Origin of the sequence: Pseudomonas veronii (assembly GCF_001439695.1) — a bacterium.
GTDB lineage: Bacteria > Pseudomonadota > Gammaproteobacteria > Pseudomonadales > Pseudomonadaceae > Aquipseudomonas > Aquipseudomonas veronii.
The window spans coordinates 305750-323745 of record NZ_JYLL01000005.1 but is presented as its reverse complement, the minus strand read 5'-3'; the positions used below and the strand labels follow the sequence as shown (position 1 = coordinate 323745).

Here is a 17996-nt window from a genome sequence, read left to right as displayed (position 1 = left end):
TGAACAAGCGTTACGCCGAGCGCGCGACGCCTTGGGCAACCTGGGTCGGTTGCAATTTGAACGTGTAGAACAGCACCGTCAGCAGCACCAGGAATACCGGGCCGACATACAGCGCGACGCGGGTGTCCGGGAAGTACGCCATCAGGCCCACCACCAGCACCAGGAACGCCAATGCCAGGTAGGAACTGACCGGGTACAGCCACATGCGGTACTTGAGGCCCGCCTGTTCCGCCGGGCTCAGGCTCTTACGGAACTTGAGCTGCGCCAGCAGGATCATCACCCAGGTCCAGATCGCGCCGAAGGTGGCAATCGAGGTGACCCAGACGAAGACTTTCTCCGGCACCAGGTAGTTGAGCAGCACGCCCAGCAGCAACGCAGCGATCGACAGCAGCAACGCATTGCGCGGTACGCCGTTGCGCGAGGTGGTGCCGAAGGTCGCGGGGGCCTGGCCGTTCTGCGCCAGGCTGTAGAGCATGCGCCCGGTGCTGAAGATGCCGCCGTTGCAGGACGACAATGCAGCGGTGATCACCACGAAGTTGATGATGCCGGCGGCGGTCTTGATGCCCAGACGCTCGAAGGTCATCACGAACGGGCTGCCCTGGGTGCCGATTTCATTCCACGGGTAGATCGACAGAATCACGAACAACGCGCCGACGTAGAACAACAGAATGCGCCAGAACACCGAGCCGATGGCATTCGGGATGGTCTTCTGCGGGTTCTTCGCTTCACCGGCGGTGAGGCCGATCATTTCCACGCCCAGGTAGGCGAACATCACCATTTGCAGGGACATCAACACACCCTGCACACCGTTGGGCATGAAGCCGCCGTGGGCCCACAGGTTGGAAATCCCCAGCGCCACGCCGTCATTGCCGAAACCGAACGCGATGATGCCGACGCCACCGATGACCATGGCGATGATGGTGACGATCTTGATCAGGGCGAACCAGAACTCGAACTCACCGAACGCCTTGACCGCGATCAGGTTGATCGTGCCCATGCTGATCAAGGCCGCCAGGGCCCAGATCCAGCGCGGCACATCGGGGAACCAGACGCCCATGTACACGGCCACGGCGGTGATTTCCGCGACGCAGGTCACCAGCCACAGGAACCAGTAGTTCCAACCAGTGAGAAAGCCCGCCAACGGGCCGAGGTAATCCTGGGCATAGCGACTGAACGAGCCGGCGACAGGGTTGTGGACCGCCATTTCGCCAAGCGCGCGCATGATCACCAGGATCGCCAGGCCGCCAATGATGTAAGAGAGCATGATCGCCGGGCCGGCCATTTCAATGGCCTTGGCCGAGCCAAGGAACAGGCCGACACCGATGCAGGCGCCGAGGGCCATCAGGCGAATATGCCGTTCGCCCAGTTCACGTTTCAGCGGGCCGCCCTGAGCGGTCTCGCCATGAGGCAGGTGGTTGCCAACTGGCATAGGGGTACAACCTCGTCTTGTTATTGGATTAAGCCACCGAGTACTCGACGTCGCAGCAGGTCTGCCAGGACGCCTCACACCGGGTTCGCCTCATGGGCCAACCCGTCTGGCCATGGCCAGTTCAGCGGGGGTGCAGTATAAAAAGCTCAACCCAGGGTTTTTCACTTAATAAACGGCAAGATTCAGCGAGAACTCGCGGTAAAAGCGGCTTTTGTGGAGGGGCATTACCTGGATAGCGTAAGGATTTTCTCCGTTTGACGCGCGCCGAGTATTGCACAGCTTTGGTGCAGCGTCATGCCCCTACCTAGGCCGTATATACCCAGCCGAAGGCTCTGCTTCAATACTTTCAGCCCATCGGTCGGACAACGCGGAAGCCGGCCACGGCCGAACGGGAAGCATCGCCATACCCGCCGCCGGGCCGCCCCTTCACCATGGGGTGCTTCGATTGCCAGGACGGCAATCCCAGCGAAAGGATCTCCCCATGCCGACCACCCTCGACGTACTCCAACAAGGCCGGGCACGACGCCTGGCCGCCGATGGCCAATTGATCAGCGCGTTGTTCAATCACCTGACAAACGGCGACTCCACCACAGTGATCGTGCCCGAGCACTCCACCCTGGGCTGCTGGCTGCAGGTATACCGCCGCGCACTCAGCCGCCCACACCTGCGGGCCTGGGCCACGCGCCTGCCGGTGGACCTGGCCGGCCTGGACGTGCCGCTCGAAACCGCGCCGCTCGAACTGCCGGCGCAATCGGTGCTGAATTTCTACGGCTATCCCTACCCCGAGCATCGCGGCGAGCGCAGGGTGATCTCCCAGGCACTCGATCAATCGAACAGTTTCGCCGAGCCCAAGGCGGGGCTGGATGACGGGTTGAAGCGGTTGAATCAAGACCGGCAACAGATCGCCGACCAACTGCAAACCCTGCTCGACGACGACGATTTCAGCCTGTTTTCCTGCTACAGGAGCTATTTCAAACTCGACTCCGGTTCGTTCTGGGCCACCGCCCAGCAAACCGGCGCCACGTTACTCGACGCCATCACCCGCAGCCCGTCGTTCCTGGCGCTGGAAGCGGTCGACGGCCTGCAACCCGGCACGTATATGTTCGATCCCGCCACACGCCGGCTCAGCGGCAAAAAAGCCTGGGGCGGGCTGGTGGATATCGGCATCGAACAACTGCTGGCGCTGCCCCTGGACGGCCAGCTCGAACACCTGGTCGAAGTCGCCGAGCAGTTGGGGAGCTTTGTCCACCAGAGCGGCCAGTTCAGCCTCGCCCAACTGCTCAATTGCCATGATCTGCCGGTGCCCGACACACCCGCCGAAGCCCGCGTGCTGATCGACACGCTGCGCCAGTCGACGGCGTTGACCACGCTGCCGGTCAGCGACCTGGCCAACGCCGATCTCGCCCTGATGCAGCACCAGCAGTGGCTGGCCCAGGACCATGACCGCGACGTCATGGCCGAGTGCTTGAAAGGCCTGATCCAAGCCCCGCCCAACGACCACGTGATCGACACGGCCAGCGTGACGTTGCACCCCGCACCGGACTCCGGCGCGCCGCACCATCCCGCCGTTGTCCCGCACCCCATCTGCGGCCCCTTCACCCTCCAGCAACTGCTGCAACAGCATGATCTTGCGCCACCGACCAGCGTCGACGAAGCCCAGGACACCCTGCAAACCCTGGAGATGAACCTGCCCCGCCGCCCCGAGTTCGGCGACTATCATGGGCTGTTGAGCGCCACACCCCACTCGCCGGTACGACTGCTCAGCGAACAGCGCCACAGCGTTCTCGCCACCGCCAATCACGGCCTGCCCGATGGCCACCCACGCCTGCTTGACCGCTTGTGCGGCACACTGCTGAGCGACCTGAGTGCTGACGCGATCCGCGCCCAGGCCGACCACTTGCTCAAACAACTGCTGCGGCGCGGACCGGCGCGGCAGTTGGGCCAACAACTGGTGACGGCGCTGCACTGGTACGGCCAGCACCCGGACGAAGCCGCCAGCCAGACCAGCCTCGACCTGTTGGTGTTGAGCGCCCTGATCCTCGACCTCGACCCTGGAGCCGGCGAAGCAGGCGCTCCCATCGCCGGTTTCGAGCTGAGCGCCCACGCGGGCAAGCCCCATGGTGAAGTGCGCCAAGACCTGGAACTGCATTTGGTGCGAACCTGCAAGGTCTCCACCCGCGCTGCGCCTCTCGCCGCCCACCTGTTGCTGGCCGGCGCCGCGCCGGAGTTTCTGGTGCGCGGGCTGCCCGCGACGATGCGCTTTCGCAGCTCGATCGCCTGGATGAGTTTCAAGCAAGGGGTCTTGATCGCGCAGGCCATGGCGCCCGGCTCACCGCGCCAGTTGAGCTACCACGACATGCTCGCCCTGGCATCCATGCCCGCCACGACCGGCCAGCAACAACAGTGGCGCGAATACCTCGCCACCCGCACCCTGCTCGACTGGGCCATCACCGTGGGCGAACTGCCCGAACGCGACAACACCGCCTACCTCGCGCATGAAGTCGACGCGCTGAAGCTGCGCCTCAGCCAACGCCTGCACGCCTTGAAGGCAGCCCTGATCACCTTTGCCGACGCGCCACCGACCCGCCGCAGCATTGCCCTGGCCGACCTGAAAAACCTATTCCCCAACCAGACGCTGCTGGACAAAGCCTGCCTGTGGCGCCCCGTCCCGCCGCTCGCCAGCGGCAGCCTGCGCTTCCCGATGCACCATCACGAGCGCCGGAACTACAGCCTGCACAGCCTGGTGGAGTTGCACATGGATGGCCAACTGAGCGACAGCCGCTGGCAGTCCACCGAGCCCCAACTGGACCTGGCACAACTGCGCCCATCGTTCGGGCGCCTGGGCAACATCCATCAACGCTTCGACAGCGCGTTCGCGGCCTACATCGAACGCCTGAAGCAGGCCTACAGCAGCCTGATCGAAGACCTGCTGGCGCAACTGCCGCTGGCCGACCGACACCACCTGCAACAAGCCGACTTGCAGCTGTTGGTACTAAAAAAAGAACCCGGCAAAGACCTCGCCCTGCTGAGCCCGGAGGAAGCGTTGGCGCGTAGCGCCCGAATGGGCGTGATCCTGCGCGGCACATCGCCCAGCGCGGTGCAGGAATACGAGCTGTTCCCGCTGTTGAACCGCGTCGACAAACGCCGCGGCGCACCGCTGGCATTCCGCGAGGGCGGCACGCTGATGTCGGTGGCCACCGGCACTCCCCACGCCACCCGCCCGGTCACCCAACTGCTGATGGGCGATGAACTGCCGCTGGACTGGGACGCCTATGCCAACGGGCGCCCGCCACGGCCGGGGGTGCGCGCCAAGGTGATTGTGCAGACGCTGTGGTCATTCAGCCCGCCCCCCGCCCAGCCGCCGACGACGGCGGCGTTGACCTACGGTTCGACGCTCAACCGCGCCATTGCCCAAGCCATCGTGCGCGAGCACTTCTTCCTCGAAGTCGACGCCTTGCACCTGCAAGCCCGGGGGACCACGCAGCGCGAACAGATGCAACAACGCTGGGATCGATTGTGGACACGCCTCAAAGCCCTCGTGCCGTTCTGGTCCTGCGCCGAGGACCTCGGTTCCGGCGACACCCGCCGTGTCATCGACGGCGGCTACGCCTGCTTTATCGACCTGTTGGCGCTGCTGTTCCCCACCCAGCGCTTTCTCACGGCGTCCCTGGCGGTGTTGAAAAAAACCGCGCCGTTGCCGATCAAACTGCTGCAATTGGCCCGTTTGAGCGGCGCCTTTCTCAACACCGCGCTGAACCCGCTGGACGGCCTTCCGGGCCTGTTCAGGCTGGCTCGCAGCGGGGTGATCCGGCTGAGCGGCGGCGCGCGGAAAATCCTCCACACGGCCATCGAACAGGTTCAACGTCGCACCGCCGACCGGTTCCTGCTCGACTACCCCCGGCTGCTCGCCGGCGCCAACCTCGGCAGCGGCACGCTGCTGCGCGGCAGCGACCTGCTGCGGATCAATGCGCTGCTGCACAAAAACCACTGGTACCCGTGCCACCCGTTCACCGGCAAACCCTATGGGCCGCCGAGCCACACCTTTCGTCTGGACAGCGCCCTTGGCGTGGCGCCGATGCAGAACGCCCGCGGGCAGCAGGTGCTGGTCAGCGAACGGCTGTTCGCCACCCAGCCGCTGCTGATTGCGCGTCGCGACGCCACTGACCTGCTCGACGGCGACAACCTGTTCCGCCTGGAGCACCAGGCGCCGACCCACCTGGACGACCTGGCCTCGCCCGCCTACTTCAAGGCCGCCGAAGGCTTCGACAGCCTGTGCGGTGCGGCGCGCAGCAAACGCAGCCCGATCCCACTGATCTGCTTCACCAAAAAACTCACCGCGTTCAACGCCTCGATCCAGCAACGCCGCGCCCAGGCCATCGAGCACCTGCGCCTGATCCCCGCCCCCGCCGTCGGCCCTGGCCCGCGCAAGCTGGTCCACAACCGCCGGCTGTACGAAGCGATGCCCCAAGGCACCAGCTTTGAACTGACGCCAGTGGCCAGGACCGCGCCGCTGACCTACAAGCCCCAGCTCACCGGTCGGCTCATCGCCAACGAAGCGCAATTCGGCCTGCCCAACAATCAGTTGGACAATCAACTCAACCGCGACACCCGCGTGGTCGAGCTGACCGGGCTGACAGCGGGCACCGATGACAGCCGAACCCTGCGTGCCATGGCGATCGAACTGACCCCGGCGGGAGGCACGCGGATTATCGTGGAGGCCGACGCCGGGGTCTTTTACGAAGGCATCGCCATCGCCCCCGCTCCGGCGATGCTGTTCAACCGCCTGGACTTCAACCTCGGCGGTGAACCCGAACAGCTGATCCGCGCATTCAGCCAGCGCAAGCTCGACTACTTGAGCGCCGCCGGGTTTGTGCATAACCGCCCGTTGGTCACACTGCCCACCCTGGAGGTACTGAGCCAACAACTGGCCAGGCGCGGCTTCGGTGCGGCCAAACTCAAGCGCCTGCTCGAGCAGTCACGCGGCCTGCGGGTTATCAAGCAGCGCGAGTTGTTGCTCAACGCCAGCGATCAGGGGCAGCGCCTGGGCATGAGCGTGGCCGTCACACCCTTGAAACTCGACACCTGGCCGCCCTACCTCGCCCAGCCTGGCCAGACCCTCAATCAATACCTGGCCAGCAAGGCCCAGGCCAGCACCGTGGCGTTGGTCAAAAGCACCGGGATCGGCTCGGCCAACATCGTGGGCACGGGGGTCGACGAGCTGGAACGGCTGGCCATCGCCGAACCGCTGGTGATGTGGCAGTACAGCCGGGCGGGCCAGCCCAACTACACCGAAGTGATCCTCAAGACCGGCGCAGGCAATTGCGACCAGATGGCCCACGTGGCGAGCGAACTGATCAGGTTCAACGGCGGCGCCGCGCGCGTCTGGGGCACCAGCCCGCCCGCCCACGCGTTTGTGGTGGTGGGGAACCCGCCGGCGACGCTGGGCTCGACCCTGGACTTCAGCGAAGCGGGCTGGGTCGGCCTGTGGATATGCGACCCCTGGGCAGCCATCGTCTGCCCGGCAAGCGACTATGTGCGTCAACTCAACGTCAAAATGCACATGTGGTACCTGGAAGACATTTCGGTGTTTTTCAACGATCGCGGCACCTACCGCTGGGGCCAGGCCAACGACCGCAACTGGCTGGCGCTGCTGCGCAATGGCGTGAAACGCCCGCAGCCGTGAGCCGACACATTTCGTCACCAACGACTAAGCTTCACCCAAGTCCGATCAATCTGCGTAAATGGATGAATCGACTATGGGCGCTTTATGGCAAACCGATTCGAAACAGGCTGCGCTGCCGACCGACAGCCCGGATCAACTGCCATTGCCACACAGCGCCCGCCGGCGATCCGGGTGGTGGCGCCTGGTGTGGCTGGTGCTGTTGCTCGCGCTGCTGGCATTGGGCTGGGCCGCCAGCGTGGAAATGCACACCTCGCGCCTGCAGGCCCGCTACCTGAGCCCGTTGGCCGCCACCCTCAGTTATCGCCTGGAGCCCGGCGCCAGCGATGCCATCGTGTACCCCGGCGACGGCCCGTTCGACCGGCGCCTGGGCTACAGCGCGCTGAATGAATTCCTACCGCGCCTGCTCAAGCGCAATTACCTGATCCAGGCCCAGACACGCTTCTCCCCGGCCTTGCTGGGCTATGCCGAGCACGGGCTGTTCGTGCCCTACGCGGAAAAAGTCCAGGCCGGCCTGAGCATCACCGATTGCCGCGCCGCGCCGCTGTATGCCTTCACCTACCCGCAACAGCTCTACGCCAGCTTTGCCGAGGTTCCGCCGTTGGTGGTGCAGAGCCTGCTGTTCATTGAGGACCGCGACCTGCTGGACCCCACGCAACCGCTGGCCAACCCGGCGGTGGACTGGCCGCGCTTTGCCAAGGCGGCCTGGTCGCAAGTAGCCAAACTCCTGCATCTGCCGGGGCAGACCGCCGGCGGCAGCACCCTGGCCACACAGCTCGAGAAATATCGCCATTCGCCCGACGGCTTGACCTTGTCCGGCGGTGAGAAAATCCGCCAGATGATGTCCGCCAGCGTGCGGGCCTACCAGGCCGGGCCGGACACCTCGGGCAGTCGGCGCAATATCGTGCGCGACTATCTCAACAGCGTGCCGTTGTCCGCCGTGCCGGGCCACGGCGAAGTGCATGGCCTGGCCGAAGGCCTGCGGGTGTGGTACGGCGCCGACTTCAATCAGGTCAACCAGGCGCTGAGCGACAGCGCACAAGACCCGGCGAGCCTGGCCAGACGCGGCCTGGCCCTGCGCCAGGTGCTGTCGCTGATGATTGCCCAACGCCGGCCCTCGCACTACCTGACCAAAGGTCGCGAAGAGCTGGCGCAATTGACCGACAGCCATATCCGCCTGCTCGCGCAGAACCAGGTGATCCCCGCCACCTTGTCCGCCGCCGCCCTCGCCAGCCACGTGACCTACCGCGACTGGCAGCAGCAACCGACCCTCCAGCCGGTAGAAACCAACAAAGCCATCAACGTCGCCCGCAGCCGTCTCGCCAGCCTGCTCAACCGCTCGCTGTATGACCTCGACCGCCTCGACCTGTCGGCCACCAGCACCTTGCATTACGCGCTGCAAACCCAGGCCACCGACTACCTCAAGCACCTGGCCGACCCGGCGTTCGCCGCGCAGATGGGCCTGCTCGGCCCGCGCCTGCTGACGCCGCAAAGCACACCGCAGGTGCGCTACAGCTTCACCCTCTACGAACTGACGCCCGACGGCGCACGCGTGCGGGTGCAGACCGACAACACCGACCAGCCGTTCGATATCAACGAAGGCAGCAAACTCGAACTGGGCTCCACCGCCAAGCTGCGGGTGCTGACCACCTACCTGCAGATCGTCACCGAGCTGCATGCACGCTACCAGGCGCGCACGCCCGCCGAGCTGAAAAGCGTCGAGCTGCCCGAGCAGGATGTGCTCTCGCGCTGGGCGCTGAATTACCTGATCCAGCACAGCGACCGCGACCTGGCGAAAATGCTCGACGCCGCCCTCGACCGCACCTACTCGGCCAGCCCCGGCGAGGCGTTTTTCACCGGCGGCGGCCTGCACCGCTTCCATAACTTTCGCAACGAAGACAACGGCCGCAACCCGACCTTGCGCGATGCCCTGCGCGAGTCGATCAACCTGCCGTTCATTCGCCTGATGCGCGACCTGGTGCGCTACACCACCTATTCGGGCGAAGACAACAGCGCACGGCTGCTCAAGGACGACAACGACCCGCGCCGCCAGGAATACCTGGCCAAGTTCGCCGACCACGAAGGCACCGCGTTCCTGCTCAAGTTCTGGAAAAAATACCGCCACAAAGACACCCAGGCCCGACTCGACACCTTCATGGACAGCCTGCACCCCACCGCGATCCGCCTGGCCGCCGTCCACCGCTATTTGCTGCCCCAGGCCAGCCAGGCGAGTTTCAACACCTTCGTGCGCTCGCACCTGAAAAACCTCAAAACCCCCGATACGCTCAGCGACGAGCGCCTCGAACGGCTCTACCAGAGTTACGGCCCCGGCGCCTACGACCTGCCGGACCAGGGCTATATCGCCAAGGTGCATCCGCTGGACCTGTGGCTGCTGGGCTACCTGCTCAACCACCCTGAGGCGAGCTTCGACGAAATCGTCAAAGCCAGTGAATTCGAACGCCAGGAGGTCTACAGCTGGCTGTTCAAGAGCCGTCACCAGAGTGCGCGTGACAGCCGGATCCGCACCATGCTGGAGATCGAAGCGTTCCTCGATATCCACCAGCGCTGGCAGGCCGTGGGCTACCCGTTCGACCATCTGGTGCCGTCGCTGGCCACCGCCATCGGCAGTTCCGGCGACCGCCCCGCCGCCCTTGCGGAACTGATGGGCATCATCCTCAACGACGGCGTGCGCTTGCCGGTGCTGCGTATCGACAGCCTGCAATTCGCCAGCGGCACGCCCTATGAAACCCGCGTGGTCAACGACCCGAACCGCGGCAAACGGGTGCTGCCCAGCGAAGTCGCCACGGCGTTGCGCGGCGCGCTGTCGCAAGTGGTCGACGCCGGCACCGCCAAGCGGGTGGCCGGCAGCTTCAAACTGGCGGACGGCACGGCGCTGGCGATGGGCGGCAAAACCGGCACCGGCGATAACCGCATCGAGGCCATGGGGCCCGGCGGGCGCATGCTCAGTTCGAAATCGATCAACCGCACGGCGACCTTCGTGTTCTACATCGGCGCGCATCACTTCGGCACCCTCACCGCGTTTGTGCCGGGGGCGTCGGCGCAGCACTTCACCTTCACCTCGGCCTTGCCGGTGCAGGTGCTCAAGGGCATGGCGCCGATGCTCAACCCGCTGCTGCAACCGGGCGACCCGACGCTGTGCCTGGCCCGCCAACCCTGACGCCCGGCTGCACTACCTATCTGCCACCGCGGCGCGACGCCGCCACACACACTCATGGATCACCCTTTACAGGACTTGATCCATGCCCGCTCTACCGTCACTCGACAGCGCCTTCAACGGCGCCCACTACGCGCACATCCGCGACGCCCTGCCGGCCTGGCTCACCCAGGCCACGCCCGCACGCCTCGGCGCATTGAAAACCGCGCGCCTCAACAGCCTGACCGCACCGGCCCCGCTCAAGGCCGCCATTGCCGAACATTGGCAGCGGCAAAACCGCCTGGACCAACGGCTCGCCGGGTTGAACGATGTGTACGCCTTCGCCGAACCGCTGCTCAAACACGCCCTGCGCGACTATGGCGCGGTGGATGTGCGCAACACCTACCTGCGCCTCTATGTCGAAACCAACCTGGCCTGGTGGAAGATCAACATCAGCGGCGCACAGACCAGCAAGACCGTGTCATTGCTCGATGCGGCGCTGGGCAACTTCGCCGCCAGCGACGACTTTCTCGACTTCGCCTTCCTCGGCCCGAGCGATGCGCGCGGCCAGCGCGATGTGCTGTCGATCACCCACCGCACCAGCGGCGCCCGCCTCACGGCGCAGGGGTTCAAAGACATTTGCCGCCAGCTGGATCTCGGCGCGCAGTATCAACTCAAGCTCAGTCAGGCGCTCGGCTTCAACAACCCGCCGCTGGCCCGCACGGTTCACGACGAGGTGGTCGCACGCCACAAAGCCGCGCTGAACAGCGCCGCCCACCTGGCCCTGGCCAAGGGCGACCTCGAGCCCGAGACGCACGGTTCGATGCTTGACCTGCTGAGCGACCGGCCGAGCCCGCTCCAGGCCTACACCCTCAGCGTGATGAACGTCGCGCTGGTGGGCATCGTGCTGTTTATCGCCGCGCCAGGCCCTCGGGTGATCGCTTATGTCGCCGAAGACCCCGAACACCCGCTCAAGGCATACCCGTCGCCCCAGGCGTTCATGGCCGAACTGACCCGTCAGTTGCGCGACAAGGCGCGCTACCAGGTGTTCTTCAGCCAGTTCGTGCCCCATGCCGAGCGCGGGGCTTTTTTTGCCGGGCTCAATGCGCGCCTCAGCCACATCCAATGGCACCAAAAAGCCCGCACCGACAGCGGGCCGAGCTGGAAAGACACGCCGATCAGCGACCCCAACCTGCACTTCAGCGTGCAACGCTGGCAGGACGATTATCGCCAACGCCCGCCGACACCCCACGCGGACACCCTGTGGAGCTACCTGTTTCGCGTGCAACTGAACAAAATCGTCAACGATGCGCGGACTATCGCCGTGTCCAGCACCGACGTCGAACGCCACGCCCGCTGGGCCTGGTGGGACAACCTGGAGCAGATGTTCGCCGACCTCCTCAATGCCGCGTTGCTGGTGCTGACGCCCTTCGTGCCGGTGCTCGGCGAACTGATGCTGGTCTACAGCGCCTACCAGATCATGGACGAGGTGTGCGAAGGCGTCGTCGACTGGAGCGAAGGCCGGCGCACCGAAGCCTGGGAACATGTGGCGGGGGTGGCCGACAGCGTGATCCAGTTCGCCCTGTTTGCCGCGGGCGGCCACATCGGTCAGTTGGCGCGGCTCAAGCTCTCGCCCTTCATCGAAGGCCTGGTCCCGGTGCAGCGGACCGACGGCAGCCGGCGCTTGTGGAACCCGGACATCAGCGCGTTCGCCCGGAAAACCCCGATCCCCGCCGATTCGATACCGTCGCCCGCGGGCCTGCATCAGCATGACGGCAAAACCCTGCTGGCCCTGGGCGACCATCACCTGGAGGTGCAATACGACCCGCTCAGCGACGCGCACCGCGTGGTCCACCCCGAACGCCCGGACGCCTACCGCCCGCGCCTGCAATTGAACGGCGACGGCGCGGCGACCCACGAGGGCGAACGCCCGCGCACCTGGGAGCGTGCGCAGTTGCTGCGACGTCTCGGGCATCGGGTGCAACCGTTCAGTGACACGCAGCTGGAACAGCTAAGGGTCGCCAGCGCCACCGAAGACGGCGCCCTACGCCGCATGTACGAGTACAACGAAACACTGCCGCCGTTGCTCGATGCCGGCCTCAAACGGCTCGAAGCGGCCGACTCCATCCAGGCGGCCAGCGAAAAAATCCGCGCCGGGCAGGCTTTGAGCGCCGACCCGAGTTCGGACTGGTTCGAGCAGATGGTCACCGAACTCGACGGTTGGCCCCGGAACAAAGCACTGCAAGTGTTCCTCAAGCCCGACCTGAGCGGCAGCTCGCACCGCTATGGCGCTGCGCAAGCCAGCGCCGCCGACACCTTGCGCATCAGTCTCGGCGAAGTGCTGTCCGGGCACTTGCCGGAACGGGTGCTGGGCTTTCTCGATGAAGCGGCAATCACCCGCCTGCTGGGCGCCGAGGTGCCGAAGTCGCAGCGGGTACACGCGTTACGCGAGCAACTGGCCGACTACGTATTGAGCCAGAGCCGCGACATCGCCCCGGCGGTCTACCACGCCCGTGAAGAGAGCGACGACCCCGGCATTATCAGCCTGCGCCACGACCATCCCGACCTCGACCTGAGCCTGGCCCGCCGCCTGCTCGACACCGCCCGCCCCGCCGAACGCCAGGCCCTGGCCGCGCACCGGCGCGGGCCGTTGCGCCTGCGCAACCTGGCCGACGAGCTGCACGTGGCCGCCGAGGCGGCACGCGCCTATGAAGGCTTCTATCCACCAGCGTCGCCCAGCCCGGCCACGGAAACCCTGGTGCTCAAGACCCTGCAATTGCACGCCGACGTGCTCAGCGACCTGCACCTTGAAATCCGCAACGGCTCCGTCACCGGCCCTCTGCGCAGCCAGGCCGGCCCGGACACTGCCACCACTCGCCGGGTGTTGGTCCACAACAGCCTCGGTTATGCGGTCTATGACGGCGCCGGCCAACCGTTGCACCGCCCGGCCAATCTGTACGAAGCCGTGTTGTCGAGCCTGCCCGCCGCGTCGCACAGCGGGCTGGGTTACCGCCCCGGCGAAGGTGCAGACCTGCGGCGCTGGCTGATGACCGCCCTGGAACCCTTGGCCGAGCGCCGCACGCTCCTTGCTGAGCCGGCGACTCACCGGGTGATGGAGCGGCACACCCAACAGTTGCTCGGCGGCCCGCTGCTCAGCCGCTGCCGCGCCGCGCCTGCCGATCACCCGGCGACGTTTGCCAGGGAGGTCTTGCAACGCTTGTTTCCGAGCCTCAGCGAGCAACGGCTGAGCCGCTTCATCGAGGCGATCCCCACCGACCAACTGGGCACCACTCTGAACGACCTGACCCTGGAGAAACAAACCCTGCACAGCCAATTGCAGACCTGGAAACAATCGCCCACCCATCACCCCAAAGGCAGCGTCCAGGAGCGTCAACAACTGGCCAGCCGCAAACGCCTGGCGCTGCTCCTCGAACAGACCTGGGCCGACCGCTACGCCGAATACACCGACGATTGGGGCCGCACCCAACACGGCGCGCGCGTGGACCTGAACGGCATGCCGCTACCCGAATCGCTGCCCGCGCTGACCGTCAACTTTGAACATGTGACGTTCCTGGACCTGAGCCAGAGCAGCGTCGGGCAAACCCATTGCGGCTTGCTCAAGCACTTCCCGGCGCTGCACTCCCTGGACCTGAGCGACAACCACCTGACCAGCCTGCCGGTCGAGCTTGGCGCGATGCGTTTGCTGCGCAACCTCAACCTCGCGAGCAACCGCATGGCCCTGTTCCCCGAAGACGTGACGCGCCTGCGCAACCTGCGCCGCCTGCAAGTCCTGATCCTCAGCCACAACCCGCTCAGCCTCGCGCCGGACATCACGCGCATGCCCAACCTGCGCCGCCTCGACCTCAGCCACACACAGATCGGCCAATGGCCCCGCGGCCTGTTTGCCCACCCCAGGAACGATGCGTTCGACCTGAACCTGAGCGGCAACCCGATCCGCGCCCTGCCCACCCTGACGCCGGAACCCACGGCGGCGCGCACCGTGGCGCGCACCCGCCTGGACCGCAACACGCTGAACGACGATCAGCGCACTCTGTACGAACGCTACCGCAGCGAGGCCGGGCTGGACCCGTATCGCACCTATGAGCCCCAGGGCAGCAGCGATCCCTGGCTGGAAGGCGTCGACGCCAACACCCGGCTTGTCCGCGAGCAGCTGTGGGACGCCGTCGAAGACGAACACGGCTCCCAGGGCTTTTTCGAAGTCATCAAGCTGCTTGAGCCGCCCGAGTTTTTCGAGAACCCCCAGGACCAGCAGCGCTACGCCCGCAACCAAGCGGAGCTGACGCAACGGGTGTGGCGCTTGATCAACGCCACCCACGCCGACAGCGCCCTGCGCGAGCGCTTGTTCAAGCTGTCGAGCTTCCCCGGTTTGTGCGGCGACGGCGGCGCGCAGATTTTCAATGAGATGGGGATCGAGGTCATGGCCAGCGAAGGCCGGCGCTTTTCCGCGTCACTGGCTGAACTCGAAGGCCGACTGGTGACCCTGGCCAAGGGCGCGGCGCGCCTCAAGCACCTGAACCTGGTGGCCCAGGCGGACGTCGCCCGGCGCCTGCGGCCCATCGACGCCGGTGGCGAAGGCCAGCGCCTGCGCTCCGAGCTGGTGGACGGCGAGGCCGGCGAGGTGGACGAAGTGGATATCCACCTGGCCTACCAGACCGCCCTGGCCAACAGGCTGGATTTGCCCTGGCTGTCGGACCACATGCTCTACCGCGACACCGCCAATGTCAGCCCGGACCGCATCCAGCAGGCGTACACCACGGTAAGGGAAATGGGCCAGGACGACGGCCTGGTCAACCAGATGCTGCTCGAGCCGTATTGGGAGACCTTCCTGCAGGAAACCTACGACAACCGCTATCAACAGAATCTCACCGAGTACACGCAGAAGTTCTACCGCCTGGACGACCTGCAAACCCTGCAGGCGCAATGGCGCGAAGAACGGGAGCCGCAGCAAAAAGCCCAGCTCGCCGAGCAGCTCAAGGCCCTGGCGGACGAACTGGACACGGCCGAAAACCTCGTGCTCAGCGACACGCCGATCAGCGACGCGCTCTACAACCGCCTGCTCAACGACCTGGGCTACAAGGAGAAAGACTGGATGCGCGGCCTGACCCGCACAGCCCTGAAAAACGCCGCTCAACAGCGTAACCGGGCGCCGTTGTCCGACACGTGAGGGCACTGCAGGCGCGCATGCCCGCGCCTGCAACCCCCGCGGGTTACACCTCCGAATCCCAGATCACTGTGACGTTCCCTTCATAGGTGCCGGACTCACCGGGCTGCAACATCGTCTCCACATCGTCGCGCGCCACTTCGAAATGCAGGGTGCCAGGCTTGCGGTCGACGAACATCGTCGACAGCAACAGGTGCGTGCCGCTGCCGTCCAGCCGCAGCGGACGGCGCTGGACCGGCTGGCCCTCGGGGTCGACGATGCCGTGGGGCATGGTCACGCCGACCTGCAACGGCACCGAGCGCCCCGACCTGGCGTCACGGATCCGGCAGGTGTTGTCTGCCGCCTCGACGTACTGGCATTCCATGCCGATCCTGAAGCGCGCGGTGGAATAGAAGTTGAAGGTCTGGTCCCTGAACAGCCGCGTCGGTTTGCGCCCCTGGCTCAACCAGCCTTGCCAGCCACCCTGGGGCAGCAACTCGACGCGCTCACCGCCCGGCGGGATCTCGACCTTGAGGATGTGATCGACCGAAAGAATGAAATTGAGGGTGATCTGCTCATCGTTGGGTAACATCACGTTGCCCAGGTCGAAGTCCTTGTGCGGCCCGACGCTGTACGTCACCTGCCCGCGGTAGGTCCCGGCCCTCATCCCCAGGGGGTCGGGCGTGACCAATTCGTAGGTGAAACCGAGGCCATCGAACCAAAATGTCTCGGCGGGGATATGGCTGGCGGCTCTTTGCGCACACCCCCTGACACCTTCCGGCAAAAACCAGGTGAACGCGAAAAGCCATTGGTTGCCGACACTCACCCCGCTGGATTGACACGGTGGCGGTGGATAATCGTGTTCCCAACGCACAGTGGGGTCCTGCCGCAGCCACCGGAACACCATGCCAATGCCACTGATCCGGAACTGAAGGGTTTCGGCCTCTCCCGTTTCGTCATGCACGACGGTGATGTTTCTGCGTTCGGTCGGCGCATGAAACAACAGATGATTGCGATCGTCCCCGCCCGGCACGATCGGCGCGCTCATCCGAAAATCGATCGGAAGACCGATGCTGTAGCGCGTCTCGTTGCAGTACTGCGGCGCCCAGGTGCAATAGCTGTTACCCGGCGGCGTGTGGTTTTTGAACACGTTGCGCGCCGGCTGGCTGGGGTCCGGCCGGAACGAGGCCAGGATGTCCACGGTGGCCGCCGTTACGTCGGCGGGCAGCCCCACCAGCAGCCCGGCCAACCACAGCCCCAACACCTTGTTTTTGATTTGCATGGGTTCACTCGTTCTGAAAAAACTCAAGCGTGGCCCCCGGTTCATGGGCGCAACGCATCGAAAATGATCTGCACGTTGCCGAAGTACTGACCGGGGAGGTAACCGTCCTCAGGCTTCTGCGCGGCAATTTCCAGCAGCACTCGCTTGCCGACACGGGCCTCGGCTTCCGGCACCACGCGCATCGCGTCGAGCCCCAGCACCTGCTGATTGAAGGTGACGGTGAGCGCAATGTTGTCGCGGCCGTTGAACAGCACCGGCTCATAGGCGAGGTAGGCGTCCACCGCGCCCAACACGTTTTTCACATCGAAAGGCTCGCGCAGCGCACTCAGGGTTTCAGTCACCGGGTTCCAGCTCAGGGTTTGCTCACGCTCCAGAAAGCCGGGGTTGAGCGGCAATACATAGAAGTCACTGGTGGGGACTTTGACCGACACCTGGAACACCGCCTCCTCGCGGGCGGCCAGGGCGCTGAAGCTGAGCGCGCTCAACAGCACCAACACGGCCCAGCGGCTCATCCTTTCACCTCTTGATTCTTCTGCGTGTCGCCTTCCACCAGCTTGAAGGTGTAGTGACGCCCGGTTTGTTTATCGAAGGTAAAGGCACGCCCCGGCAGCACGTGGTTCTTGGTGGTCGGATGGCAATCGGTCGGCTTGCCGGCCACACAGTTCTTGAATTCGTCGACCACGATCACGCTGTTGCCGTTGTTGCGCAGTTCATAGCGAGTGGCGCCATCGTTGATGCGGGTGTCGTAGCGGGTGTCCTTGGGGCGCACGAAAAACACCGTGCCATAGCCGGCCAGCACGCTGACGCCGGCCTGCAGGGTCTTTTGATATTCCTCACGCTCTTCTTCGGACAGGGCAAAAGCGTCCTCTTTTTCCGGCACCACCGGGATGTAGCGCACCCGGAAGTAACGCTCGCTGGCGCGCTCGCCCATGTACAGCAAGCGCGTGCCCTGCATGCCGTTGGCCGGCACGATCAGGCGCGCGGGGCTGGCCATCAGGCCATCGCGGGCGCTGGCGTCAGCCTGGGATTGCACGGGAATTTCCCGGGGCACGCCGCTGGCGTCGTAGACGATTTCGAGGATCTCGACCTTGACGAACGCGGTGCTGGTGCCGCCGTTGAAGATGCGTTTGAGGTAGCTGCTCTTGCTCCCGTCCAGGTAGTCATAGACCACGCCGACGTTGATATTCGGGCCCGCCTGGACCCCCAGGGAAACCATCCACACGCCCAGGATTGCGGCTAATACTTTCATTGCTTTACACCTCATTAACGGTTGGCCTGAAGCCAACCCAC

7 protein-coding genes are annotated in these 17996 nt (G+C 65.2%); 3 read left to right on the top strand and 4 right to left on the bottom strand.

The window, feature by feature from the left end; translation table 11 throughout:
• Positions 1-10: 10 nt before the first annotated feature.
• Positions 11-1429, bottom strand: a complete 1419-nt coding sequence (locus TU80_RS09370) for an amino acid permease (RefSeq protein WP_017844578.1) — start codon at positions 1427-1429, stop codon at positions 11-13.
• Positions 1430-1910: 481 nt separating this feature from the next.
• On the opposite strand from TU80_RS09370, the gene TU80_RS09365 reads away from it, so the two are divergent.
• The 3 genes from TU80_RS09365 to TU80_RS09355 all read left to right on the top strand — a co-directional run bounded on the left by TU80_RS09365 (position 1911) and on the right by TU80_RS09355 (position 15448).
• On the top strand, positions 1911-7112 hold the full coding sequence (locus TU80_RS09365) for a hypothetical protein (protein WP_057004326.1): 5202 nt from the start codon (positions 1911-1913) through the stop codon (positions 7110-7112).
• Between the two features lie 73 nt (positions 7113-7185).
• Positions 7186-10287: a transglycosylase domain-containing protein gene (locus TU80_RS09360; protein WP_057004325.1), complete on the top strand. Its 3102-nt coding sequence runs from the start codon at positions 7186-7188 to the stop codon at positions 10285-10287.
• Positions 10288-10369: 82 nt separating this feature from the next.
• A complete protein-coding gene (locus tag TU80_RS09355) occupies positions 10370-15448 on the top strand; it encodes an NEL-type E3 ubiquitin ligase domain-containing protein (RefSeq protein WP_057004324.1) in 5079 nt (1692 codons plus the stop codon).
• 43 nt (positions 15449-15491) lie between these two features.
• On the opposite strand, the gene TU80_RS09350 is transcribed toward TU80_RS09355, so the two are convergent.
• Genes TU80_RS09350 through TU80_RS09340 form a run of 3 tightly spaced genes read right to left on the bottom strand, consistent with a single transcriptional unit; the run spans position 15492 to position 17955 of the window.
• Positions 15492-16706 carry a hypothetical protein gene (locus TU80_RS09350; protein ID WP_017844574.1) on the bottom strand — a complete coding sequence of 405 codons (1215 nt, stop codon included), beginning with the start codon at positions 16704-16706 and terminating at the stop codon, positions 15492-15494.
• 41 nt (positions 16707-16747) lie between these two features.
• Positions 16748-17218 carry a CS1 type fimbrial major subunit gene (locus TU80_RS09345; RefSeq protein WP_057004323.1) on the bottom strand — a complete coding sequence of 157 codons (471 nt, stop codon included), beginning with the start codon at positions 17216-17218 and terminating at the stop codon, positions 16748-16750.
• A complete protein-coding gene (locus TU80_RS09340) occupies positions 17215-17955 on the bottom strand; it encodes a hypothetical protein (protein WP_057004322.1) in 741 nt (246 codons plus the stop codon). Before TU80_RS09340 ends, TU80_RS09345 begins: the two co-directional genes overlap by 4 nt.
• Positions 17956-17996: the final 41 nt, after the last annotated feature.